This window comes from Nereida sp. MMG025 (assembly GCF_021654165.1).
In the GTDB taxonomy this organism is placed as follows: Bacteria; Pseudomonadota; Alphaproteobacteria; order Rhodobacterales; family Rhodobacteraceae; genus Nereida.
The window spans coordinates 37626-60224 of the sequence record NZ_JAKFZN010000008.1 but is presented as its reverse complement, the minus strand read 5'-3'; the positions used below and the strand labels follow the sequence as shown (position 1 = coordinate 60224).

The window sequence follows — 22599 nt, the reverse complement described above, 5'->3', positions numbered from 1 at the left end:
TCAGTTCTGGCCGTATCAATACGTCACGACGCCAATGCGCAGCGCGCCGTCTGTGTCGCGGAAAAACCCAATCGCACTTGCAGATACCCCACTGTCAGCGGTGCCATCAGACCATATAATCGGGTCGGGAATGATACGGGCCAATCGCCCGTCCGCCATGAAATCAACCTGAAATGCCTGCGGCCCGAGCACCAGATCAAGAGGTTGCACAGTTTGCCCCTGATCGTTTGTGGCAGCCAGAGCACCGGCAATTTCACCGCGTTCCATAAATTCATCAACATTCGCGTAATGAAGGGCCGTGGCAATGCGGCTCCATGCCGGTCCGTATAGCGCCCTCACCTGCGCAGTATCGCCCGCGGCAATTGCTGTCTGTACCGTTTGATAGGCTTGCAACAGTTCCGCTTTAAATTCTGTGCTGGCGTCCAGCTTGGGCGCATCGGCATAAGGTGCTGTTGGCAACGCATCGTTTATTTCGAAACTCACGGTAATACGCCGCGCTTGCCATGTGTCGCCCCAACCGCTTTGCAATGTGCTGTCATCCAAGGTTGGCAGCCCGACACGCATCGGCGGGTTATTGCGCGACTTGAACGGCGCACCACCTTGCCGTGCATCGGGGAACACAACTGTATTTGTCAGGGCATCAAGGCCGGCATTGATCAGCGTTATTTCTTTGCCGCTATCGTGGCCTTGGACACGGCGGTCCAGTTCGGCTTCAAAAAAGAACGCAGGATTAGGGGCATTATACGCGTAGGGGTCGCCCATCACAGACACGAACGTCACGCTCAGCGTGTTCAAACCCGTTTGCAGAAAATGCGTGACAGGCACGCCCTTGCTGCTTGGGTTTGCATCAAATTCTTTCCAAACCGACACATCATTGATGCGCAGATCGTAAAACGCATCCGACCCTTTGAAAAAGAGCGAATAATTAAAGCGGTTAGATGCGTCGCTTGCCATAACTGTCTGTCCTGCGAAAAGGGTCAAAATAAAAATAAAAGAAATCGCCCAAAGATCAGTAATCCTGCCAATCAGGTATATTATCGGTAACTTTAGGAACAGTCGGTTTGATAAGCTCATATTTCACTCCTTGGGGCGAATTGGGGTCGTTCCACTTGTTACTACCTACTGCGGCTTGCGGCCCAGTCTGGCTCATCTCAACTGACCGGCTGCTGTGCGTGCCCTGCGCAGGCGCTGTGCGTTGCGAAGGGGGTTTACGTTTTACAGATGTCGACGCCCCGATCCGTGCATAGGCCCGTGCACTCGCAATCAGTCCTTCAAAATAATACCGCTTTTTGCGCTGGCGTTTGGATTTTTTCGTCCCGTCTGCGGCTGTTTCCTCAATCTCTTCGGTTTTCATCTGCCACGTCCAACCGGTGTTCAAAATACCCGCAGCGCCCGCCTCAACGTCAACAATCCAAACCTCGGCCTCGACATGCAACAAAATCTTGGCATCGCCATGAATACGTAACTTACCCCCAAAGTTTGAGGTCAGCGCAGCAGGTTCGGGGGCCGCATCTCCGTTGAAAACAATTGTGTGCTGTAAAGAAGATGCGATTTCGTGCTTCAACTCTCCTGTCGCAGATACCTCAACTTCAGCTCGCAATTCACCGCGCACAGCATTCGCGTCATCGGCCATATGCGCACGGGCTTCTTGCACCAGTTTGGCGCCCGCAGGCGACAACAGAACTTGGGCCGCCAGATCAATAAAATCCAGCTTGCCCGACAGCGTCAGTGTGACTGTGGTGATCAATTTCCCAATCATGACCTCAAGATCGGGTGTGTTCTTCTTGGCCTGAAGTTTCAGACCGACGGCTTCAAACGCCAGTCCCATTTCAAACGATACGCCCGAAGCAGGGTCCGTACGGTCGACAACCCGATCTTTCTTTGGCGATGACAGCGATACATCTTCTGAAAAATTACCAATAATAGATCCGATTTGCCCGACCAATCCGGGCGCTTTCTCTTTGCTAGGGCTGCTACGCGTTGTGCTGGTTCGGGCTATTCCACGGGCAGCCCCCTCAATCTTGTGCGACCCGTATGTCACATTCAACGATCCGCCAATTTCAGCGCTCGCATCGACGCCACCTGTGGTGAAGGCCACTCTGACTTTCGTGTCTGCCTTGCCTGTGATCTCAGCCTCGGGATAGCCGTAGACACGAAAAGTCTCGCCCATTCCGCCGCCAATAACACAGATATCTGGTGTTACAGCGGCCGATCCCCCACCCTGCGTATTTCTATAAGCGGTACACAGCGACAAAATCATATCTGACACAGCAATCGCCATCAGCAAGTCACGGGGCACAAATTTTTCCAAAGCAGGCGCCCAAGAAAATGCGTCGTCATGCTTGATCGGGTGGGTGTGCTGTGTCAGCGGCACAGTGGCGGTTCTATAATGCCCTCTCACTTTAAATCCTGGACGGCTGCCATACATCGCTTGACAGCTCTTGCCCGCTCCCTTGGTCTTAATGTCGTATCCAAGGGATCGCCCGTCTTTGGCCTTTGCAATCATACCCATGCTTTTCTGCGGGTTGCCTTGGTTCACGGGCCAGACCAGTTTGCGCGTGGAATCGCCTGCGTCTTCCACCTGCCCCGTCGTCATGCAGCACGGCTTGCCCGCTTCACATTCTGCGCAGGCTGCTGCAAATTCAGGGTCCAGCACATCGCTACTTCTGGGGGCTGGCGGAATGGGACTGCGCGACAGCGGTGGGCTGCCTTTCATGTCATAGTTGAGTTTAAGAGCGTCCAAACGCAAGTCAACGTGCCCGTCCGAAGGGCCGCCGCGAAGTTGATCCAAGACCCTTCTTGCCAAGTACGGATCCAAAAAGACGTCGGGCGAAGTTTTTAGCAAATACTCAACATCATTCGCAGTCGGGCTGTATCCAGACAGGGTAAAATACCTTCTGTAGATGTGTAATTAGCAATTCCGCTAACCGTATTGGTAAACAGTATCACCAGACTTCCAGCATACGAACCCATTTTTTATCTTTCAAAAGCAGTAACTTAACCTTTAGTTGAGTTAAAAGCTGTTTAGTCACGCGGCACTGCTTGGGTAATGCAGTGCCATTCCCAAAGTTCTTGCTGCTTTTGCCACGGCCTCAGATCGTCACGGTTCAATATCTGCTCCACAGTGCTGTCGCGTTCCCAAAACGTTGGCCCGTGGAGCAAAAGGCAGGTTGCCATCACAGTTACCTGCTGCCTGCTGCTCATCCCAAATTGCAACGCCGCTGCGCGCGCCGCCTCTGCCGCGCGCATGCAGGCCACAGTTGTGTAATCACCGTAGTCTTCGTGCAGGTAGCGCGCCAAACTGCGTTGCGCTTTTTCGTTTTGGATGCTTTCAAATGTTTCAAACTCAGCCTGCGATATTCGGAAGGGGCCAACATTTGCTTCTTGGTTTGACGCGATCACTGTGATTTCCGCGTCTGACCCGAGCACACAAAATGGGCTGATCGGGCAAAAGACAGCCTCCAACGGGGCAAAGAATTTCTCCAATGTGCGTGCAGTGCAGGCGTTGGCCAAATCGATCATCACGCGGGGATCGTAAAACCTGAAATAAACGGGGGCTTCTGGTTTTGTTGGAATATGTGTCATTGTGAAACGCCTGAAATGGGCTCTCAATTCTGATTGCGATGCATCGCTTGTGAACAAAATGCCGCAATGGCTATCGACCGCGCGTGCATGCCACGCGTCAATGAAAGGCGCGGCATCTGTAACACGCACAAACCAAGGTGCTGCTGCCAATGTGTCTGGGTGCGTTGAGGTATATAAACACTCATGCTCGGCATCCGTGGTTGCCAAGAAAGCGGGCAAGCCGGGCCATGCCACCCCGTCAACGAGCGCCCAAAGACTGTCTGCGCGCATAACCTTAGCCCAAGTAGTATGTGCTATGCGGCGCACAGGGCGCTTGGGTACTTCTTGAACCGCGCCAAGGATCATAGGCTCCGTTGCGGTAGACTGCCGCGCGATTTCTGTGTCAGGCGACTGGGTTTCCTCAGGCATAGGGTGCACATCCAAAATCATGTCCAGCTGCAAACCGCGCGCCGTCAAAGCGGCTTCAATCAGTTCGGCGAATTCCTTTTGATCGGCGCAGGGGACAATCAACCTACACCGCACGCGGTCCGCTTTCATCGGCCAAAACCGTGCGTTTTGCGTCAAAGCCGAAATATCACAAAGACCAATCCAATAGCCGAATTCAATGTCTGTTCCTTTTGGTTCCCAAATGGTGACAGAAAGCCGAAAACCCTGCCAGTCTATTTCTGGCGCCACCGACAAAGACGTGGACACGCGGGGATTGCATTCTGATGGGGCCAGTTTTGCAAGCGACAGTCCGCATCAATGGAATCCGAAACAGCTGACAGGGCAGCCAAATGCGCATAACGCTGCGCATGTCCGGCTTGTAGTTGCCGCGCGTATCCCCACTATATCTAGAAATGTCTTGGGCGAATCTGCCATCCCGTTCAATAGCCACGGAAATAACAGTCCAAACGAAAATAACCCTGAACACGGAAAATCATATCGAGGCGCAGCATGTCCGTCGTCATATAAAGTTGGACATCAGAGCGGCTTTAGCATTGGAGGCTCTGGTTTGTGTGTGTGATTGAGGATGCGGCTTGTTTTTGATGCCAGCGTTCGATTTGCCTTGGGTCTGCGGATGGAACGGTGCACTGCGGACATGCTTCATGTTTTGCCCTTCTAACCATTCAGCCAGATCGCCAGAGATGTAACAAGATGCGTTGTCACTCAGCAGGCGGGGTTTATGACGCACGACCACCTGGTCACAACCAGACGCTGACGAGGCCAGTTCGATCGTGTCAGTCACATCTTCGGCTCGCATGTTTGTGCAGAGCTTCCAAACGATGATGTAGCGACTGTAATCGTTCAAGATCGTGCTGAGATAATACCAACTCCAGCCAACGATCTTGAAGTAGGTGAAGTCGGTCTGCCACATCTCGTTGATCGCCTTAGTTTTGTCTTTGAACGCATCGGCCGCTTTGATCACCACATAATCAGGTGCAGTGATGAGGTCAGCTGCTTTGAGAATGCGATAAGCCGATGATTCAGAGATAAAATACCGCTTCTCATCAGTATATTTGACCGCCAGTTCCCGTATCGACAGCGCCTCGTGTTCCAGCGCAAGCTCAATCAAATCGTCGCGGCGGGCATCGGGAATGCGGTTCCATACAGACTTAGGACGCGGCGATTGATCCGACAGCGCATCCACGCCGCTGTCGACATAGAGATCGTACCAGCGGTAAAATGTGCTGCGCGCAATGCACAGCATATCAAGGGTCTGTTTGACAGGAAGATGCGCGCCCTCAACGGTGCGGATAATCTCAAGCTTTTCAGACGGGGGATACCTCATTCCCCGTACTCCGCATTTCCTGTCATACTTTTTTTGAGCAAACGATTTTCAAGGGTCAGATCCGCTACGCATTCCTTCAATGCCAGCGACTCTGAACGCAGATCCTTCACTCTTAGAGACGTGGCCTGCCGCGCAGTATCGCCCGATAACCGAAGCTTGCCTGCTTCAAGGAACTCCTTGGACCACCTGCAATAAAGGCTCTCCGCGATGCACTCGCGGCGGCGAAGAACCGAAATGCTCTCCTCGCATCGCAGACCAGCCAAAACAATGCGGATCTTTTCTTCAGCTGAGTAAGTTTGACGTGTCTTGCGACGGATGTTTTTGACCAGCTCACAGCGGCGTCTTTCGATATGACTGGCTTGTTCGTCATCTCGATCGCGCAATCGATAAGATGAACCAGAAATCCTCCCTTATTCAAATCCTCAAATTTGTCCCGAGGGCGCTGACGTCTGACAGTGTCTGACGTCAGCCCTTATGGGTCCAAATTGCGGTATTTGCTAAGAGAGGGTTTGTTGCTCATCGTAGCCACTCAGGATTGGACGATGAGAAAGATAACGAAGAGCCCTGACGAGAAGGTTGTCAAAGACACCAAGCGCGCGACCCGCAAGCACCATTCATTTGATTGAGCCCGTGAACGCCACTGGTCCGAGTGATCGGGCGAACAAGATCAGGATCGTGCTGGATGGCTTGCGTGGTCCTTGGGTGGGGTTGGTTCTATCTCAGCACGGTCCTCGACGATTACAGTCGCTACATCGTCTCATGGAAGCTCTGCTACCACTGCCCGGCAGGGAAGTGCGCAGTACTAAGCGCGAGAGGGACATGCCGGCCGAGGATGTGAAGGACACATTGACCTCGCACTGCAAGCATCAGGTCCAGGTCATTCACAAGCCACGCCTGCAACATCAAAAACAAGCCGCGTAATCCATTTCATGTAAATACTGGCGTTTGCAGAACGAGGCTTCCAACGGCCGCGCACCAGGCAAAACCCGTCGGACAAGGCGTATGGCCTAGCGTCTGCTCACGGTATGGCAATGCGTCAGACGTTTTGGCGGATAGAAGGCACCTAGCCTGTCCTAATATCATCCGATTTGAACGGGTCGCGCAGATTTTTCAGACGGTACTGCCGTGGCGTGGTGCCGTATTGTTGGCGGAACAGACGATAGAAGTAGCTGGTGTTGTCAAAGCCACAGTCTTCTACAATATCGTTGATGGGTTTTTCGTCACTGCGCAAAAGATGCGCGGCGAACTCGATCCTGATTTGGTTGATGTAATCTGACGGTGTCAGCCCTGTGACCGTTTTACATGTGCGGCAGACATGTTCATGGCTTCGTCCCGCGGCCGAGATGAACCCTGCGACACCTTTTTGGAAAACCTCTTTGGATTGCGCCGCGCTACAGGCTTCTGCGAACCATTTGGGGGTGCTGTCGGATATGCCTGTCGTCACGTTTGCCACACGGTTGGTCAAAACCAAGAGGTATTCTTCGATACGTGCAAGCGAGCGATGCGCCGTTTGCAACTGTTTTGAGACATTGATCGCGCGGGCAAACCGTGCGGGTGCAAGGGTGTGCATTTCGGGCAACGGGGTTCTTGCATCAAAAAAGCGACGTTCGATGGTATCTGCATATCGCGCGGCAAGATGCGCTGCGGTTTCCTGGCGAAACATGACATTGCTGATCTCGCAGCCAAGGGTTCTGTCGGCACTGAAGGCGTGAACGTCGTGGGGTCTGATGAACACCAGTTGCCCCGGTTCAAGTGTCTGGGTGGTGCCATTGATCCAATGAGAGGTTCGGCCACTTTCGATCAAAAAGACCTCAAAACAGTCATGATCATGAGCCAATTCGGGGAAACGGGGGTCCAGACGCTTGCGTGCGAAGTGAAAGGACTCGGTCGTGCCGATATAGGTGTCGATTTGAAATGTGGTTTTGTCCATGAGCAATATTAGCAAATAAATGCTGCTTTGCAGCAGACAAATATCAAAATAGTGCAAATAAATGTCAAACTGGAGTGGTGACTCTCGGGTGAGGCTCGGCAACGATACCAAGTTCAAAAGGGAGGAGAGTGTTTTGGATTTGGTTCAAGACCTTAGCTTTGTGCCAGCGTCCAGGATCGGCGCAGCCGTTTTGACGGACGCACAGATTGCACAGTATAATGAACAGGGCTTTGTCCAACCTTTTGATGTGTTTGGCGCGGATGAAATTGCAGACATTCGCAGTTTCATAAATGGCTTGATGCAGACCATGGGCGAGGCTGGAGCCTATGGCATCAACTGCTATCAGGCGCGTCTGTCGGGCCTCTACGACATCGCAACTGACGCACGTATTCTTGATCTGGTTCAGGACATCATTGGTCCCGACATTTTATGTTGGGCCTCTGCTATATTGTCCAAAGCGCCAAAGGACCCCAAAACAGTACCTTGGCACCAAGATGCGTCCTTTTGGGCATTAAGCCCTGCGAGAACTGTGACAGTTTGGTTGGCAATCGATGACGCCGATGAACGTAATTCGGCAATGCGCTTCATTCCTGGCACCCATATGCGTGGTGCTTTGCCAGAGGCCAAAACCACACCGGGCGCAAATATATTTCACAAGGGCACAGCAAACGCCGATGAAATGGGCGCGCCCTTTACCAATGCCTTGAAAGCGGGCCAGATTTCCATGCATGCGGATATGTTAGTGCATGGATCGCAGGCAAATATGTCTAATCGCCGTCGTTGCGGCTTAACACTGCGCTATTGTCCGCCGACCGTGCAGATCACGGACGCTGCATGGGCGACCGGCGTCGAAGCGATCTTGTGTCGTGGCAATGCGGGATCATGGGTTACCCATCCGCGGCCTGACAATAATGATATCACACAAACACAAAGCCCCCATGTGGTAGGAAACAACTGATGGATATCACTTGGTTTGGTCATGCAGCCTTTGGCCTGCGTCCCGAAAACGGCCCCAAAATCATCACCGATCCCTATACGCCCGAAGGCGTTGGTTATGCCCCGATCAAGGAACCAGCGGATCTTGTGATTATTTCGTCTGATGATGATAGCGCGCATTGCCGTGCCGATCTGATCGCGGGCGACCCGAGCGTCGTAAACGCTTTGACTGTTGCCCAAAGCGGCGGGTCAATGCAGTCCAACGGGATTGAGATTACGGCGATCGAAGCCGCTGAATGGGACCACCACCCCGAACATGAGGTGCCGGGTCAGAACGGGATGTATCGCTTCACGCTTGATGGGATCAAATGCGCGCATATGGGCGATGTGGGCAACCCGTTGACCGACGCGCAGCAGGCGTTTTTCAAAGACACCGATATTCTGTTTGCTTTGGCGGGGGGCTATCTGACGCTAGAGCTGCCCGACCTGATGGAGATGATCCATCGCACCCGTCCCAAACTTGTCATCCCGATGCATTTTCGCACGCTGACCTATCGGCCCCGCAACACCATGTGGATCGAGAGTTTCTTGGCGCATTTCAAGGATGACGACGTCGATTTTGCCTTTGGGCCGACCCACACAATTACAAAGGATGACCTGCCAGACCGCACGCGTGTTCTGGTCATGGACTATGTTCGCTAGGCGGACACACTAACAGGCGCAAAGCCATTTTCTGGGAGGAAAACAATGAAACGAACAAAAATCTTACTGGCGACAACGGCGTTGGCTTTGGCCGCGTCCGGCGCTTTTGCGCAAGACGTTGCGCGTGAAAACACGGTTATTTTCGATCTGGACCGCACCATTCAGGACCCCACGAATTTCAACTGGATGACACCGGGCACCAAACGGATGCACGGCGCGCATCAGACCATGTGGGAGCCGCTGTTCATTCTGAACTATGGCACAGGTGATCTGGATCCGTGGTTGGCCACAGGGTTTGAGCAGAACGCCGATAGCACCGAATTTACCATTTCGCTACGCGAGGGCGTTGAGTGGTCGGACGGAGAAGCGTTTAACGCCGACGACGTTATTTTTACCACCAATATCGCGCTGACGAACGAAGAGATTTCCAGCCGCGAGGCCAGCACGATCAAAGCGCAGGTCGCATCGGTGGAAAAGATTGATGATCTGACGGTCAAGTTTACGCTGAATGCGCCCAACCCGCGGTTTATCGTCGAAAACTTTGGGGTGCGTATCTTTGGCTCGTTCCTGATTATGCCCGAACATATCTGGGGCGGTCAGGATGCTGCGACGTTCACCTTCTCTGATCCGATCGGCACAGGGCCTTATACATTCTCGTCGGCGGCGTCGAACCGTGCAATCTGGGACCGCAATGATGATTGGTGGGGTGCCAAGACGGGCTTTATGGATTTGCCCGCGCCGCAGCGCGTGATCTTCCTTGAATCAGGGGGTGAGGAAAGCCGCGCACAGCTGATGGTGTCCAACCAGTTGGACGCCGCGCAAAACGTCACCATCGGCACCTTTGAGGCGATCAAGGCCCAAAACCCGAATGTGACCGCATGGTATGATGATTATCCCTATGCCGCCGCAGACCCCTGCGCACGTCAGTTGGAAATCAACACCACGGTCGCGCCTTGGGACAACGCCAATATGCGCAAGGCCGTTGCTTCGATCATCGACCGCAACCAGATTGTGAATGTCGCCTATGAAGGCACGACAACTGCATCGGAAACCATGTTTGCCAATTACGGGTCGATGTCCCCGTTTGTGGATGCGATCATGGATGCAGGGTACGGCCTGCCTGCCAGCGCAGATGTTGCCGCGGGGCAGGCATTGCTGGAAGCCGAAGGCTGGAGCCGTGATGGCGATTACTACACCAAAGACGGCGAAACGCTGTCGGTGAACATCCATGTGAATTCGGCCTCAACCGAATATACCCGCACCATCGACGTGATCGTTGAGCAGCTGCAACGTGCGGGCATTGATGCGCGTGCCGTGCCTGTCGAAAACGGTGTGTTCTGGGGCGAAGTGCTGCCATTTGGCGGCTATGAGATGTCCTACAGCTGGCTATCATGCGGGTCTGTGAACGAGCCTTGGGCCTCGATGGGGCGCTATACGGTCAAAGACGTGGTGCCCGTGGGCGAACGCTCGCCAGGGTTCAACAACACAGCCCGTTGGGATGGCCCTGCCGCCGAAAGCTATAGTGCGATCATGGATGACATTGCCGCACGTCCGCTTGGTGATGAAGCCATTCCCGGCCTTGTGGCTGAAGCCTATGGCCATCTGGATGCGGAAATGCCGTTTATTCCGCTGGTTCAGGCGGCAAAACTGCTGCCGATGAACGAAACCTATTGGACGGGTTGGCCCACGGCGGACAACTACTACAACCATCCGTTCTTTTGGTGGAACCACACCCATCAGATCATCCACAATCTGGAACCTGCGGGCAACTAACCTGCCTCGGTTCGCCTCTGGGGGGCGCACCCTGTGCCCCCCACCCCCTTTCCCTTGGACTGTTCGGTAACGGCCCGCTTGGCCTGATCGTTTCCGAACTGTCTAGATCAAAGGTGTTCATATGGGACGCATCCCTCGATCCTATCTTATCAACAGGCTTGTCACCTTTGTGCTGACAATCCTGATTGCCGCGACGATTATCTGGATCATTCCACGTCTGTCGCCTGTTGATCCTGCGGAAATCGCCTTGGGGCGGATGGCTGCCGGTGCAGGTTCGGTTGCGAACTCTGAAGAGATTTTGGCGCAGCTGCGGGCGAATATGGGCATCGATCAGCCCCTTATTTTGCAATACTTCAAATATATCTCGGGCGCGCTGGTCTTTGACTTCGGCCTGTCCACGGCCGCTTTCCCCACGCCTGTTTCAACCCTGATCCTGAACGCGTTGCCGTGGACGATGGGTCTGATGATCCTGTCGCTTTTGATCACATTCTTCATCGGTAATCTGTTGGGTGCACTGATGGTTTGGGACCGCTCGCCCAAACTGGTCAAAGTGGCGATCCCCGCGGCGATGGTGTTCACCTCTATCCCGCCAATCCTGTCGGGCCTTTTGTTGATGTGGATTTTTTCGGCGCAGCTGCAGTGGTTTCCGCTGACGGGGGCCTATTCCATTTTTGTCGAACCCGGCTGGACATGGGATTTCGTCAAATCGGTGCTGCACCACGGCTTCCTGCCTGCGCTGTCCATTGTGGTTGTGACCTTTGGCTTTTGGGCCTTGGGCATGCGCGGGTTGATGATTGGCGTGCAGGGCGAAGACTACGTCAAACTGGCCGAAGCCAAAGGGCTGCGCCCACGCTACATTCTTTATCGCTACATGATCCGCAATGCGATCTTGCCGCAGATCACGGCCTTTGCGCTTAAGATCGGGTTGCTGATCGCAGGCCAGGTGCTGGTTGAACGCATCTTTGCCTATAACGGGATGGGCAAGCTTTTGTATGACGCGATCCTCAATCAGGATTTTCCGGTCATTCAAGGCGTCAGCTATGTGATCATTCTGATTACGGCGCTTTCGGTTTTCCTTGTCGATCTGCTCTACCCGTTCATCGACCCCCGCATCCGCCATGAGGCCACGTGATGACACAGCCAAACGATATGCCCCTGACCCGTGCCGAAAAACGCCAAGCCCGCCGGTTCCGCCAGTTTGACAACCCGTGGTTGAACCCCAAACTGATCTGGGGGGCTGGTCTGCTGCTTAGCATTGTGCTGATCGGTCTTTTGGGGCGGTTTGTGTGGGATCTTGATCTGGTGTTCACAGGCTCCAGCCCGCTTAAACTGCCGCCTATAGGATTTGAGAACCTGCGCGGTCAAAGCGGTGTGGCAGCCCACCCGATTGGCACAGATGGCGGCGGCAGGGATATGCTGGCGATGATTATCGTGGGCGCGCCAAACACTTTGTTTGTGGGGCTACTTGCATCGCTTATCGGGATGTCGATTGGTATTTTCCTTGGCTTTTCCGCAGGTTTTCTGGGCGGGCGCGTGGATGATACCATCCGTGTTGGCGCGGATGTGATGATCACCATTCCGCCGCTGTTGATCTTGGTGGTATTCCAATCGGCCTTTGGCGATGTATCGCTGACCATGATGGCGCTGTTGATTGCAGGGTTTGTCTGGCAATCCCCCACGCGCCTTATCCGCGCGCAGGTGCTATCGATGAAGCAATCGGGCTATGTGCAAATGGCGCAGCTGTCTGGCGCATCCACCAGCCACATCATGTTTCGCGAGATGATGCCCAATCTTGTGCCTTACCTGTTTGGCTCGTTCATCGCGTCGGTGACCACCTCTATTGTCACCGCCGTGGGCCTAGAGGTGCTTGGCCTTGGCCCTCAGCGCATCCCCACGCTTGGGCGCACCATTTACGAGGCGATCAACGCAGGGGCACTGATCCAGAACCTGTGGTGGTGGTGGGGCATCCCGACCCTTCTGCTCGGGATCATCTTTATCGGTTTGCTGCTGATCAACCTTGGGCTTGATGAAGTCTCTAACCCCCGTCTGAGAAAGCTAAGCTGATGTTGGACCACCCAAACACCGACAAACCTGTCCTGACGCTCAAAGATGTGTCGATTGAATTTCCAACGCCGCAGGGCGTGGTGCAGGCGGTCAAATCGCTCAGCCTTGATATCCACAAAGGGCGCCGCGTTGGTTTCATCGGGGAATCCGGCTCTGGCAAAACCACGACGGCGCTGGCCGTGATGCAGATGTTGGCCGAACCGGGTCGCGTGTCAGGCGGCAGCATTGATCTGGGCGGCACAGATGTGCTGGCCTTGGGCGAAGATGAAATGCGCCGCACGCGTCTGTCGCGCGTGGCCTATATCCCGCAAGGTGCGATGAATTCGCTGAACCCCGTTATGCGGGTGGAACCGCAAATGTGGGACGGCATCATCGCCCATGAAGGCGCGGTTGACCGTGCTGAACTCAAACGCCGATCGGACGCTGCTTTGCACAGCGTTGGCTTGCCGTTGCACACCGCTGATCTGTTTCCGCATGAGCTGTCGGGCGGGATGAAACAGCGTGTCTGCATCGCCATGGGCATTATCCTCAACCCCGAACTCATCATCGCGGACGAGCCGACATCGGCGCTTGATGTGGTCACGCAACGGCAGGTTATGCAAACGCTCAAGGCGATTCAGGCTGAAATAGGCTCTGGGTTAATGCTGATCGGCCATGACATGGGGCTGATGGCCCAAACGGTTGATGAGCTTGCAGTGCTCAAAGACGGCGCATTGGTCGAACACGGCACAGTCCAGCAAATTCTTGAAGCGCCCAAGCATCCCTATACCCGTGATCTGATTTCTTCGGTGCCACTTGTGGGGGGCGAAAGCTTTCTTAATCCCGATGCACGGGCCCAGGCACCCAAACGCGCCTCGTCAGAGCCGCTTTTGCGTTTTGAAAACGTCCGCAAGGATTACGGCCCTGTCACCGCGTTGCACCCGATGTCGTTTACCTTGCAAGGCGACACACCCCAGATCATTTCCATCGTGGGGCAGTCGGGGTCCGGCAAGTCGACGATGGGGTCGATCATGCTTGGGTTTAACCCGCCCAGTCAGGGCAAGGTGCTTTTTGAAGGGCAGGATGTGGCTGGCATGAACGCGGCGCAATCGCTTGATTTTCGCAAGAACGTGCAAGCGGTGTTCCAAGACCCCTACGCCTGTTTTAACCCGTTCTACCGTGTGAACCACGCGCTGAAATTCCCTTTCAAGCAATTCGGCCTGTCCAAATCTGCGGCCCACACACAAACCGCGATGGAACAGGCGTGCCAAGCTGTCGGCCTTGATCCCGATCTGGTGCTGAACCGCTATCCCCATCAGCTGTCGGGCGGCCAGCGTCAGCGCCTTGTGGTGGCCCGCGCCCTGATGCTGTCGCCCAAACTTCTGATCGCGGATGAGCCTGTTTCGATGGTCGATGCATCGCTGCGCGCGTCAATCTTGTCCAATATCTATGACCTCAAGGATCAATACGGAATCTCGATCCTCTATATCACCCATGACCTTGCGACGGCCTATCACGTTAGCGATTATGTGATGGTTCTGTTCAAAGGCAATGTCGTAGAGGCCGGCCCGCCCAAAGAGGTGATTGGCGCGCCGCAGCATCCCTATACCCGATTGCTGATTGACAGTATCCCGTGGCCCGATCTGGCCCGCAGTTGGGGAGACGGGCGTCAGGATTGGGACCCTGCCAAGCTGGAAGCCGAAGCCGCCCAAGTGCCTGCTGTTTATCGCGGCACCGTTCCGGGATTTGATCTGAGCACCACATGACGACCACCCCTTGGCCCTTTACTGTTGAAAAGCTGGCAGCGCGGCTGTCGCTTATTGCGCCTTATGTCTATCGCAGGCGCCAACCGCTCGCGCCTTTCAAGATCATGCCGCTGACCAAGGCCATGATTGACGCCCCCATTTGTTCCGATCCGACCCATTGGGACGAGGTGCCACATCAAAGCTATTGGGGTCATGCTGATCTGAACTTTGTGATGAAGTCCGCTTTTGAGGTGCCGCGCGGTTGGTCGGCTGACCATATCGCGCTGCATCTGCCGCTTGGTGTTCTGGGTGACATCTTCAACCACCCAGAGGCTTTGGTGCATGTTGATACGGTCGCCATTGGGTCGGCTGATCGCTACCATCACACCATCCCCCTGCCCGCCGATCTGGTCGATGATCGCAGCCACGTGCTGTCGCTGCATGGCTGGACGGGGCTGGCAGGCTGGCCGCCTGACCCAAGTTGCAAAGCCAAGCTTTATATGGGCGAACCTGCTTTGGTCGAACGCGACCCGGCGGCTTTGGTATTCGTGCAGCTTGCCAATACCGTTTTGGATGCCGCACGCACGCTTGGGTATGACAGCGCACAGGGCCAAAAGCTGATCACAAGCCTTGATGATGCGGTCAGCCATCTTGATACCCGCGCCCCTATTGCGGATGCGTTTTATGCGGCTGTGCCCAAGGCGCTGGACTGTCTGCAAGGCCATCTTGCCCGCGCCGATGCCCCGCTTGATGTGACCCTGCACGGGATCGGGCATGCGCATATGGACATCGCCTACCTTTGGCCGATTGATCAGATACGGCTTAAAAATGCGCGGACCTACACCAACGTCCTGCGCTTGATGGAAGCAGACCCCGACTACATCTTTTCGCACTCCCAACCGCAGCTCTACGCCTATACCCAACGCGATTACCCTGCAATTTTCGATCGGATCAAGGCACGCGTGGCCGAAGGCCGGTGGGAAGTCATGGGGGGCATGTGGGTCGAACCCGACCTTAATCTGTCTGGCGCAGAGGCGCTGGTGCGCCAACTCACCCTCGGGCGCGGTTACTTCAAACAGACCTTCGGCGATGTGGAAACCCCTGCCCTTTGGCTGCCCGATACCTTCGGGTTCCCCGCGCAAGTGCCGCAACTGATGAAGCTGGCTGGCTTGGACTGGTTTGTGACCAATAAGCTGAACTGGAACCAGTATAACGCTGTCCCGTCAACCACCCACAAATGGCAGGGTCTTGATGGCACACGCGTGCTGGCCCACATCCTGACAACCCCGCGCGATGTGCAATATCTACCCTTCCCGACGAATTACAAAAGTGATCTGAGCGCGGCAGAGGTTCTTGGCACCTGGACGCATTCAACCGCCCAATCCGATGTGCGCGACCTGCCCATTTGCTACGGGTATGGGGATGGTGGCGGCGGCCCGACCGAAGATCTTCTGGCCAAGGCGCAGGTCTTCAAATCCATGCCGGGCATGCCCCAATTCAAACATAGCACCGTGCGTGCATTGTTCGAAAACATCGAAAAGAGCGCCGAAAACCTGCCCGTCTGGCAAGGCGAACATTACATGGAAGGGCACCGCGGCACCTATACCTCGCAAGGCTGGATCAAACGCGCCAACCGCAAGGCCGAATGGGCTCTGCATGAGGCCGAGGCGCTGGCCGCAATGGCGGGCCTTCCTTGTGATCTGAGCGAGGCTTGGCAGCTTTTGTGCCTCAACCAGTTCCACGACATCATCACAGGCACCTCTGTCACCGAAGTCTTTGAGGACGCACGCCGCGATTATGCGCATATTGCAACGCTGACCGAAGCAGCGGCACAAACCGCAATCGCGGCTCTGGCTGCACCGGACGCATCCGTGATCAACACCGCGCCCACCACGGGGCCGCGGCTGGCATTGACCCAAACGGCAGGCACCAACGGCCAGCCCGTTGATGGCGGCACGCTTGTTCTTTTCGACCAACTTGAAAGCTACGCCACCATGCCGCTTTCGGCGGCCAGCGCACCCGCCCATCCCGCCACTTGCACACAGCAAGGGGGTGGTTTTGTGCTTGAAAATGCCTTTGTCAAAGTGGCCCTGACAGGTGCGGGCCATCTGAGCGCGGTGATCGACAAAACCAACGGGCGCAACATTTTGGCCAAGGGCGAGGCGGGCAACACCCTTATCGCTTTTGAGGACCGCCCCATCTGTTGGGACGCTTGGGACATTGATCCGACCTATGAAGACAGGTGCGAAAGCATCACAGGCGATACCCACGCCGAAATCACCGAAACAGGCCCTTTGCGCGCCGCCCTGCGTGTCACAACGCGGTGGCGCAGCAGCACCATCACCCAAGATATCCAGCTTTGCGCCCACAGCGCACGGTTGGATTTTGTAACGGATGTGGATTGGCACGAACAACATACATTGCTTAAGGCCGCTTTCCCCACGCGACTATCCCCCAAAGACGCCAGCTTTGATGTCCAATGGGGCCGCGTGTGCCGCAGTATCAGCCGCGATACCGCTTTTGATGCCGCGCGCTTTGAAGTGCCTGCGCATAAATGGGCCGCCGTCTCGGACGGGGGCGATGCGGTCGCCGTGCTCAATGATTGCAAATATGGCTATGATGTTCTGGGCGGGCGCATCCGGATCACCTTGATCAAAAGCGCCACATCGCCCGATCCCACCGCCGATCAGGGCCATCACAGCTTTACCTATGCCTTGCTGCCCTTTGATGCAGCACGCCCTGATGTGCTGGACCACGCCGCCTATGATCTGAACGCGCCGCTGCGTGTGCTGACAGCTTTGCAGGGTCAAGATGGGCCAAGCGAACCAACCCCGCCGTTGGTGCGCTCGGATGCGGCCAATATCATCGTCGAAACTGTGAAGCCTGCAGATAATGGCAAAGGCATCATCCTGCGCCTTTTTGAAGCCCATGGCACGGCAGGCGACACGACGCTTCGCTTCGGCCATCAGGTGGCGCGCGTGCATGAGGTGTCGATTTTCGAAGATCAGCCCCGTGCCCTGCCCCATCATGGCCAGACCGTGACACTCACGTTTGCGCCGTTCAAAATCCGCACCCTGCGCGTTGAATTTAGCGCCTAACGCGCCCCTGCCCCAAGGTCGTCTGCATGGCGCGACAGCCGCGGTGTCAGCGGATAGAGACAGGCCTGAAGCGCGTGATAAATATCAGGCTTGCCTGCAAAAATGGTGCTGGTCACTTTGCCGTGGGCATCAATTTCAGGAAACCAACCGCCGCGGTCATGGTCGATGAAATGCGCATCGGCAAAGCGCCAAAGCCTGCGATACCACACCTCATCGCCCTCTTGGCGGTCCAGTTTGATCAGGGCAGCCACCGCGCCAATCGCTTCGGTCACAGGCCACCAGAACCGCCAGTCGCGGCTGACCGACCCGTCAAAATCCAACGTATAGGCAAAGCCGCCCTCAGGCATCCACGCATCGCTGAGCGCCTGTTCAATCAGTTTGCGCGCGCGCACCGGCGCATCCGTATCAGGCCGCCCCGACAGATCCCAATGCTGCAACAGCAAGCGCCCGAATTCAAATGAATGGCCGGGGGTGGTGCCAGAAGGACGGAACATGGCATCGCCCGAATACTCACGATCAATCTGCCAATCAGCCGTGTAATGTTCGGGCAGACGCCAGCTGTGGTGTGGTGCCATCTTCGCTGTGAAAAAGTCCAAAATACGCCCCGCACGATCAAGGAAACTGGCCTCTCCTGTGGCCTCGAACGCCGTCAGATGCGCCTCCACGCCGTGCATATTCGCGTTCATCCCGCGGTAGTCTGAAAACGGCGTCCAATCCCGGCTGAACTCATCGCAAAAAAGACCCATGTCCTCTTCCCAATAGTGCGCCTCAAGCACGCCCCTTACATCGGCCATCAGATCATCGGCATCTGCATGTCCCGCCATCTTGGCACTGGCCGCGGCCAGCAGCACAAACATATGGCCATAGGCCAGCTTGCGATCATCCTTGATCCCTTCTGCATCCAACGCCCAAAGGTAGCCACCGTGTTGCGTATCATGATGGTGGCTGCGCAGATAAGACATGCCGCGCTCCACCATCGCAGATGCCCCATTATGGCCCATCAGGTGCCCAAGCGCATAGGAATGGATCAGCCGTGTCGTTGTGTGCAGCTCTTGCGTGGTGTCGGGCAGGGCGCGTCCGTCGGGGCCAAGCGTGGCAAAGCCTGCGCGGTCCGTCAGGCTGGCGTCAAAAAAAAACCATTGGCGCTGTGCCTGATCGATCAGCCAGGCGCGGTGCTCGGGCGTATCAAGCCAGAACCCGTCATGTGACGCAGGGCCGGGGGCGGTGCGCGGGGTGTGTGAATTGGGCATATCTGGTCTCTTCAACACGTCGCTGTTGGTGGGTGCTACCTCACTCTACCCCCGCCGTTTGAGGTTGCAACGCATCATCACGCATCTGGCACAATGCGAAACAGATCGCCTGATGTGGCATCACGGATCAGATCGACCCGCGTGCCATTCCAATGGTAATCCAAATGCCGCCCCTGCTTGGGATCGCGGGCAAGGTCGGGATAAAACAGCCCCGCGCAATCGCCGCTGCCCCGCACACTCGGATAGACAATCCCGTCTGATCCTTGGGCGCGCAAAGATGCGGCCAGCTGTTGCGACGCCGCATAGTCATCAGGCTGCAAAACGCTGGAATAGTCTCGATTTTCCCCGCGTATGTCGTGCAAATCCGCTTCAACCGTCATGACGATTTCGCGAAATTGTGCAGTCCAGCCTTCGGGTTCTTGGGTGGCTGCCATAAACCGCGCATGGTGGTGCGCTGTTTCCTCGACAGCCGTCTCGAAATCGCCGGCAACATAGAGAACGCCCAAGCGCCCGTCCGAAAACCGACTGGGCCGATCTGGACTGGTATGGGTAAACGGCGCCATCAAATAGCTGGCCCCCTGCCCGCCTACTCGCCGATCCGGCGGCACCAGATCAAGTGCGCCAATCGTTTCCATCAACCGCGGGTTTGTCTTTTGCTCGGCCGAGATGAGCAGCGGCCAATCCTCGGGCGCTGCAATATCTTCAAACAAATCAATCGGGGGGAAAACACTGCGGATGATCCGGACGCCTGCGTCCCACGCAACGGCACGTACGGGCACCTTGGCACTGTCGCTCACCAAGCGCCGCGCTCTGCATCAAGGTAGCGGCGCACGCGCATCAAATCGGTCAATTCACCGCCACGCATCACATCCAGCGCACTGCGCCCCGCAAAGGCCGCGTTGGTGGCTTTTACCCAAGAATAGGCTCTGTTCGGATCGGTAAAAATGATCCGCAATGCCTTGTGAATCCCCAAGATATTCGACAGCCGCGCCTTCATATCGCGGTCCAGCCGCCCCGCCTGTCCGGTTTTCCAACGGCGATAGGTGCGCAGCGGCAAATCCAGCAAAATAGCCGCATCTTCATCGGTGATCTGCCATTTGCCAAACAGGGTCAGCACAGCGCGCAGCATCGCACCCCCCTCCTCATCCGTAATCGGATCAGGGGTGAAATCTTGCTTTGGTATATCGAGTTGTTGAAGGGCCATGGGGTTCTCCTTATGGCATCATATAGGCCCAGTCATGCCATTTGGCAATATATCTGTTCAGCCCCCTTTCGTTTTTCATCGGAACCAAAGCGCCAGACCCGCGTTGTATTTTCGATAACGAAAAGGAGATGACGATGTCCGCCCCCGACACAAATGTAGAAAAGCAAACCAAACGCCACCGCCCCTCGCTTGTGGGCATTGGCGCAGTTCTGGCCTTTGCCGCGCTTTTGTTTGCAGGCTACATGCTGATCCTCGCGGATCGTGGCATAACCCCGCAAGGCGCCGAGACACAGATTGACGGGCGCACCGGCCAAACCGTGGCCGCGGACTAATCCCCTCCCCCTCAGAAACACCAACAAAAAGGAGACCACCATGCTTGGTTGGGCACTTACATTTTTCATCATCGCACTTATCGCAGGCGTTTTGGGCTTCGGCGGCATCGCTGGCGCCTCGGCAGGCATCGCACAGATCCTCTTTGTGATCTTCGTGGTGCTGTTTGTCGCCTCGCTGATCATGCGGGCCGTGCGCGGATAGCGCAGTCAACGGCTTTCACCACACACATTTTCGGAGGGTTCTATGTCCACCACAGCATCATCAAAAAGCCGAAGCAACGGCAAATCCAAAGACAAAGCGCCTGATGCAGCGGCCTTCGCCGACAAGGTGCAAGACGATCTCGATGCAGGGATCGCCGAGGTCAGGCAAACGGCCCAGGCTGCCTTGGACCAAAGCAGTGAACAGGTGGCTCGCGCCGCGCAGCAAAGCTCGAAATTCGTGCGCGACAATCCCGCCTTGGCCGTGGCCGGTGCAGTTGGCGTGGGCCTTCTGATCGGTCTGGCTCTGCGCGGCCGCAGCTAGAATTACGGTGTATTAGAGACGAAAAGGGACGGTTCACGCCGTCCCTTTTTCTTGGCCCCACCACAGAATTTTGGGGGAACCAAACCCGTCCTGATGCGTTCACACGTATAACATTTTTTCGACAGAGAGGTCGCATGACACATTCCTCAGACCTATCCCAAACCGCAGCGGATCACGCCCGTGATCTTGGCCAAAAGGCCAAAGATGCCGTCAGACACACCGCACAGGCCCAAGCGCAACACGCGCAAGACGAAGCGGCGGCGCATGTTCAAACCACATCCGACGCTGCCCGCGCCTATGCCGCTGAAGTGCCAGACGATAGCGTGCAGGCCCAAGCTGCGCAGCATATCGCAGGCCAGCTGGAACAGGTGGCAGGCCATCTGCGCACCGCTGATCTGTCCCAAACCGTGGGTCAGGTCAGCGATTTTGCACGCCGCAACCCTGCCCTGTTCATCGGCGCGGCTGCCCTTGCGGGATTTGCCGCTGCACGTTTTCTCAAAAGTTCGGCCCCTGCCCCATCACAGCCCCTTTCGGCGGATGATCCATGGGCCACACATGGCGGAGGGTCCGATGGCACAGCATGATCTGCGCAACGCGCCCACCTTGCTGGTCGAAACGCTGCGTGCGTTTTCCAGCTTGTTTCAAAACGAATTGGCGCTTGCCAAGGCCGAGCTGAAAGCCAGCGTGTCACGCGCGGGCACGGGTCTTGCGCTGATCGTTGTGGCCATCCTCATGGCGTTGGTCGCGCTGAATGTGTTGGCCTCTGCGCTTGTCGCGTGGATCGCCGCGGCAGGGCTGTCCATTGGTCTCAGCGCGCTTATTGTCGGTGGGGCCTTGCTGGTCATTGCCGCCGTTTTTGTGCTGATTGGCAAATCGCGCCTCAGCCCCGAAAATCTGCACCCCACCCGCACCACGCAAAACGTGGCCCGCGACCTCGAAACCCTGACGGAGGCAACACATGGCTGATCTTGATCACATAGAACACCGCGTCGCGGCAGACCGCGCGCGCCTTGCCCGGTCCCTTGATGCGCTGACCGACACGGTGCAACCCCAAGGGTTGGCCGATCAGGTCAGTGATGTCGTGGCCAGCTATGGCGGCACCTTGGGCAATCAGGCATGGGACGCCGCCCGCACCAACCCCGCGGCCTTCGCGCTTGTCGGCGCGGGTCTCAGCCTTTTGCTCACGGGTCCAGGCAAACCCCCTGCAACGCAAGACACGCCTGTGGCTGTTGATCCGATGACCGCGATGGACGGGTTTGACGCCCGCGTCGCGCAGGCCGATCACGCCATCAAAAAAGACATGACAGGAGAAGCTGACATGGACACCGAAATCGAACGCAGCACACGCATGCGTCAGGCGCTGGATGCTGGCCTTGATGCGCTTCCCGATGCGGCCCGCGCCCGCGTGCGCAAGGCACGCCAGGCCGCTCTGGATGCGCAAGACAAACTAACCGATCACGCGCGTCAGAACTCAACACGCGCGCAGACCTTGCATCAGCAACAACCACTCGCGGTGGGGGCCATCGCCCTTGGTATGGGCGCGCTTATCGGGGCCATGCTGCCCCCGTCGCGCAAGGAAGATGAATGGCTTGGCACGCAACGCGACGCCCTGCTGCGCAAAGCGCAGGCCACGCTGGAAAACGAAATGCGCCGCGCCAATGCAAAAGTCTCGGAAAAGCTGGACTCCAACCCCTAAAGGCCCCTGCC

General features: G+C 56.2%; 20 protein-coding genes and 1 pseudogene. 13 read left to right on the top strand and 8 right to left on the bottom strand.

Annotation, left to right across the window (positions count from 1 at the left end; all coding sequences use genetic code 11):
- Positions 1-15: 15 nt before the first annotated feature.
- From L1065_RS14130 to L1065_RS14110, 5 genes and pseudogenes are all read right to left on the bottom strand, one after another.
- Entirely contained in the window at positions 16-954 is a 939-nt protein-coding gene (locus tag L1065_RS14130) for a hypothetical protein (protein WP_237096156.1), read from the bottom strand.
- A gap of 55 nt (positions 955-1009) precedes the next feature.
- Complete coding sequence (locus L1065_RS14125; protein ID WP_237096155.1) at positions 1010-2791, bottom strand: hypothetical protein; 1782 nt, start codon at positions 2789-2791, stop codon at positions 1010-1012.
- 233 nt (positions 2792-3024) lie between these two features.
- Positions 3025-4278, bottom strand: coding sequence for a DUF4123 domain-containing protein (locus tag L1065_RS14120; RefSeq protein WP_237096154.1), 1254 nt, complete (start codon positions 4276-4278; stop codon positions 3025-3027).
- Positions 4279-4610: 332 nt separating this feature from the next.
- Positions 4611-5706: pseudogene (locus L1065_RS14115) on the bottom strand (DDE-type integrase/transposase/recombinase); the annotation flags it as partial.
- 713 nt (positions 5707-6419) lie between these two features.
- Positions 6420-7286 (bottom strand): AraC family transcriptional regulator, encoded by an 867-nt coding sequence (locus tag L1065_RS14110; RefSeq protein ID WP_237096153.1) that lies wholly within the window; start codon positions 7284-7286, stop codon positions 6420-6422.
- A gap of 133 nt (positions 7287-7419) precedes the next feature.
- Here L1065_RS14110 and L1065_RS14105 point away from each other — a divergent pair, with 133 nt between their 5' ends.
- The 7 genes from L1065_RS14105 (at position 7420) to L1065_RS14075 (ending at position 17583) form a co-directional block, all read left to right on the top strand.
- On the top strand, positions 7420-8244 hold the full coding sequence (locus L1065_RS14105; protein WP_237096152.1) for a phytanoyl-CoA dioxygenase family protein: 825 nt from the start codon (positions 7420-7422) through the stop codon (positions 8242-8244).
- Complete coding sequence (locus L1065_RS14100) at positions 8244-8924, top strand: MBL fold metallo-hydrolase (protein ID WP_237096151.1); 681 nt, start codon at positions 8244-8246, stop codon at positions 8922-8924. The genes L1065_RS14105 and L1065_RS14100 overlap by 1 nt, the downstream gene beginning before the upstream one ends.
- 45 nt (positions 8925-8969) lie before the next feature.
- A complete protein-coding gene (locus L1065_RS14095) occupies positions 8970-10697 on the top strand; it encodes an ABC transporter substrate-binding protein (protein WP_237096150.1) in 1728 nt (575 codons plus the stop codon).
- Between the two features lie 121 nt (positions 10698-10818).
- Positions 10819-11829, top strand: coding sequence for an ABC transporter permease (locus L1065_RS14090; RefSeq protein ID WP_237096149.1), 1011 nt, complete (start codon positions 10819-10821; stop codon positions 11827-11829).
- On the top strand, positions 11829-12761 hold the full coding sequence (locus tag L1065_RS14085; protein WP_237096148.1) for an ABC transporter permease: 933 nt from the start codon (positions 11829-11831) through the stop codon (positions 12759-12761). The genes L1065_RS14090 and L1065_RS14085 overlap by 1 nt, the downstream gene beginning before the upstream one ends.
- Positions 12761-14506 carry an ABC transporter ATP-binding protein gene (locus L1065_RS14080; protein ID WP_237096147.1) on the top strand — a complete coding sequence of 582 codons (1746 nt, stop codon included), beginning with the start codon at positions 12761-12763 and terminating at the stop codon, positions 14504-14506. Before L1065_RS14085 ends, L1065_RS14080 begins: the two co-directional genes overlap by 1 nt.
- Positions 14503-17583: a glycoside hydrolase family 38 C-terminal domain-containing protein gene (locus L1065_RS14075; RefSeq protein ID WP_237096146.1), complete on the top strand. Its 3081-nt coding sequence runs from the start codon at positions 14503-14505 to the stop codon at positions 17581-17583. Before L1065_RS14080 ends, L1065_RS14075 begins: the two co-directional genes overlap by 4 nt.
- Here the strand turns inward: L1065_RS14075 and L1065_RS14070 are convergent.
- The 3 genes from L1065_RS14070 to L1065_RS14060 all read right to left on the bottom strand — a co-directional run bounded on the left by L1065_RS14070 (position 17580) and on the right by L1065_RS14060 (position 20037).
- Complete coding sequence (locus tag L1065_RS14070) at positions 17580-18833, bottom strand: AGE family epimerase/isomerase (protein ID WP_237096145.1); 1254 nt, start codon at positions 18831-18833, stop codon at positions 17580-17582. The genes L1065_RS14075 and L1065_RS14070 overlap by 4 nt on opposite strands.
- A gap of 77 nt (positions 18834-18910) precedes the next feature.
- Positions 18911-19612, bottom strand: coding sequence for an RES family NAD+ phosphorylase (locus L1065_RS14065; protein ID WP_370641197.1), 702 nt, complete (start codon positions 19610-19612; stop codon positions 18911-18913).
- A gap of 14 nt (positions 19613-19626) precedes the next feature.
- A complete protein-coding gene (locus L1065_RS14060; protein ID WP_237096143.1) occupies positions 19627-20037 on the bottom strand; it encodes an MbcA/ParS/Xre antitoxin family protein in 411 nt (136 codons plus the stop codon).
- 134 nt (positions 20038-20171) lie between these two features.
- On the opposite strand from L1065_RS14060, the gene L1065_RS14055 reads away from it, so the two are divergent.
- The 6 genes from L1065_RS14055 (at position 20172) to L1065_RS14030 (ending at position 22588) form a co-directional block, all read left to right on the top strand.
- Complete coding sequence (locus L1065_RS14055) at positions 20172-20369, top strand: solute carrier organic anion transporter (RefSeq protein WP_237096142.1); 198 nt, start codon at positions 20172-20174, stop codon at positions 20367-20369.
- A gap of 40 nt (positions 20370-20409) precedes the next feature.
- Entirely contained in the window at positions 20410-20571 is a 162-nt protein-coding gene (locus tag L1065_RS14050) for a DUF1328 domain-containing protein (protein ID WP_237096141.1), read from the top strand.
- A gap of 42 nt (positions 20572-20613) precedes the next feature.
- The gene (locus L1065_RS14045; RefSeq protein WP_237096140.1) at positions 20614-20892 is read left to right on the top strand and encodes a hypothetical protein; all 279 of its coding nucleotides are present in this window, start codon (positions 20614-20616) and stop codon (positions 20890-20892) included.
- A gap of 134 nt (positions 20893-21026) precedes the next feature.
- On the top strand, positions 21027-21476 hold the full coding sequence (locus L1065_RS14040) for a hypothetical protein (RefSeq protein ID WP_237096139.1): 450 nt from the start codon (positions 21027-21029) through the stop codon (positions 21474-21476).
- On the top strand, positions 21463-21858 hold the full coding sequence (locus tag L1065_RS14035; RefSeq protein WP_237096138.1) for a phage holin family protein: 396 nt from the start codon (positions 21463-21465) through the stop codon (positions 21856-21858). Before L1065_RS14040 ends, L1065_RS14035 begins: the two co-directional genes overlap by 14 nt.
- Positions 21851-22588 (top strand): hypothetical protein, encoded by a 738-nt coding sequence (locus L1065_RS14030; protein WP_237096137.1) that lies wholly within the window; start codon positions 21851-21853, stop codon positions 22586-22588. Before L1065_RS14035 ends, L1065_RS14030 begins: the two co-directional genes overlap by 8 nt.
- Positions 22589-22599 lie beyond the last annotated feature (11 nt).

Bases quoted from the DNA above. Each gene is read 5' to 3' on its own strand.
- L1065_RS14070 (WP_237096145.1), bottom strand. From the start codon at position 18,833: ATGCCCAATTCACACACCCCGCGCACCGCCCCCGGCCCTGCGTCACAT.
- L1065_RS14035 (WP_237096138.1), top strand. From the start codon at position 21,463: ATGGCACAGCATGATCTGCGCAACGCGCCCACCTTGCTGGTCGAAACG.
- L1065_RS14100 (WP_237096151.1), top strand. From the start codon at position 8,244: ATGGATATCACTTGGTTTGGTCATGCAGCCTTTGGCCTGCGTCCCGAA.
- L1065_RS14130 (WP_237096156.1), bottom strand. From the start codon at position 954: ATGGCAAGCGACGCATCTAACCGCTTTAATTATTCGCTCTTTTTCAAA.
- L1065_RS14050 (WP_237096141.1), top strand. From the start codon at position 20,410: ATGCTTGGTTGGGCACTTACATTTTTCATCATCGCACTTATCGCAGGC.
- L1065_RS14030 (WP_237096137.1), top strand. From the start codon at position 21,851: ATGGCTGATCTTGATCACATAGAACACCGCGTCGCGGCAGACCGCGCG.
- L1065_RS14055 (WP_237096142.1), top strand. From the start codon at position 20,172: ATGTCCGCCCCCGACACAAATGTAGAAAAGCAAACCAAACGCCACCGC.
- L1065_RS14085 (WP_237096148.1), top strand. From the start codon at position 11,829: ATGACACAGCCAAACGATATGCCCCTGACCCGTGCCGAAAAACGCCAA.
- L1065_RS14095 (WP_237096150.1), top strand. From the start codon at position 8,970: ATGAAACGAACAAAAATCTTACTGGCGACAACGGCGTTGGCTTTGGCC.
- L1065_RS14060 (WP_237096143.1), bottom strand. From the start codon at position 20,037: ATGGCCCTTCAACAACTCGATATACCAAAGCAAGATTTCACCCCTGAT.
- L1065_RS14090 (WP_237096149.1), top strand. From the start codon at position 10,819: ATGGGACGCATCCCTCGATCCTATCTTATCAACAGGCTTGTCACCTTT.
- L1065_RS14040 (WP_237096139.1), top strand. From the start codon at position 21,027: ATGACACATTCCTCAGACCTATCCCAAACCGCAGCGGATCACGCCCGT.
- L1065_RS14080 (WP_237096147.1), top strand. From the start codon at position 12,761: ATGTTGGACCACCCAAACACCGACAAACCTGTCCTGACGCTCAAAGAT.
- L1065_RS14075 (WP_237096146.1), top strand. From the start codon at position 14,503: ATGACGACCACCCCTTGGCCCTTTACTGTTGAAAAGCTGGCAGCGCGG.
- L1065_RS14045 (WP_237096140.1), top strand. From the start codon at position 20,614: ATGTCCACCACAGCATCATCAAAAAGCCGAAGCAACGGCAAATCCAAA.
- L1065_RS14110 (WP_237096153.1), bottom strand. From the start codon at position 7,286: ATGGACAAAACCACATTTCAAATCGACACCTATATCGGCACGACCGAG.